The following is an 893-nucleotide window of genomic DNA, read 5'->3' on the forward strand; positions in this document are numbered from 1 at the left end:
GGCGCTCATCAGCAAGCCGATGTCGGGCAGGCCATCCGGAACATTGCGGTGCCGTTTGTCGGAATTTGCGGTCGCCTCGCCCATCAGGTCGAACTTTCCCGCGTCTTCGGTCACCTCATAGCGATCGACCTCGGTCTCGTCGGGATCGAAGTTCAGTTGCCGGCGTTTCGGTGAGTCTCTGCGGCGGGAAAGGCTGTCGATCTTCTCGTCCGGCCGCCACGCCCGGTTATCATCGCGCTCAAGATCTTCCTGACGCTTCCGGCTCATGCGCAGATGGGATCCCATCACGCCGGGAATAAAGATGATCGGAATGACCCAGTCCGGAGGCACCGGCAAGCTGACGCGGCGCTTGTCGGTTGACGGTGTCAGGGCAACGGTGGCGCCGGCGCGGCCGCCGATCTCTTCGCCGGTTTTCAGGTGGATGCGATCATTGGGCATTTTCCGCCTCCAGGATTTCGATCATGAGGTTCGGTTCGTCTCGCCCATCCACGTCCAGACCACCTGTGCTTCATCTGACGGCGATAGCCCGAAACTGATCATCGGCGTCCCAGCCTGCCGCACCACGCCGGACTTGCCGGCCACCCACGCCGCCAGGGGGTGGCCGGACGGCAGCGAGGCACGCCACATGCCTGAGCGCGGTACGATCTGCCCCGAGCGCACCGTGCCAGGCTTGCCGGTCTGCGTCGGCGGCGCATCGACACGGAAACGCAGCCCGCCCAGGAGCCGGTCCCACAGGGCCACGGCCTCATCGTCGCTCAGCGACGCCTCGTCCGCGGCGCCGATGCGGTTGGCTGCCACCTTTGTGTACATCTTTGCGCCAATGGATGACGGATGCAGGGTGGTGCGCTCCTTGCCGACCGCTTCCCACTCGAAATCGTGGGTACCGTCCGCGC

Annotated in this window: 1 protein-coding gene and 1 pseudogene; both read right to left on the reverse strand. The window is 64.9% G+C overall.

Annotated features, from left to right (window positions below; all coding sequences use genetic code 11):
* A pseudogene (locus E1J61_RS36885) lies at nucleotides 1-438 on the reverse strand (hypothetical protein); the annotation flags it as partial.
* Nucleotides 439-459: 21 nt separating this feature from the next.
* A partial coding sequence (locus tag E1J61_RS36890) for a T6SS immunity protein Tli4 family protein (protein WP_243737137.1) occupies nucleotides 460-893 on the reverse strand: 434 nt, incomplete at its 5' end.

The organism is Cupriavidus sp. L7L (assembly GCF_004353535.1).
In the GTDB taxonomy this organism is placed as follows: domain Bacteria; phylum Pseudomonadota; class Gammaproteobacteria; order Burkholderiales; family Burkholderiaceae; genus Cupriavidus; species Cupriavidus oxalaticus_A.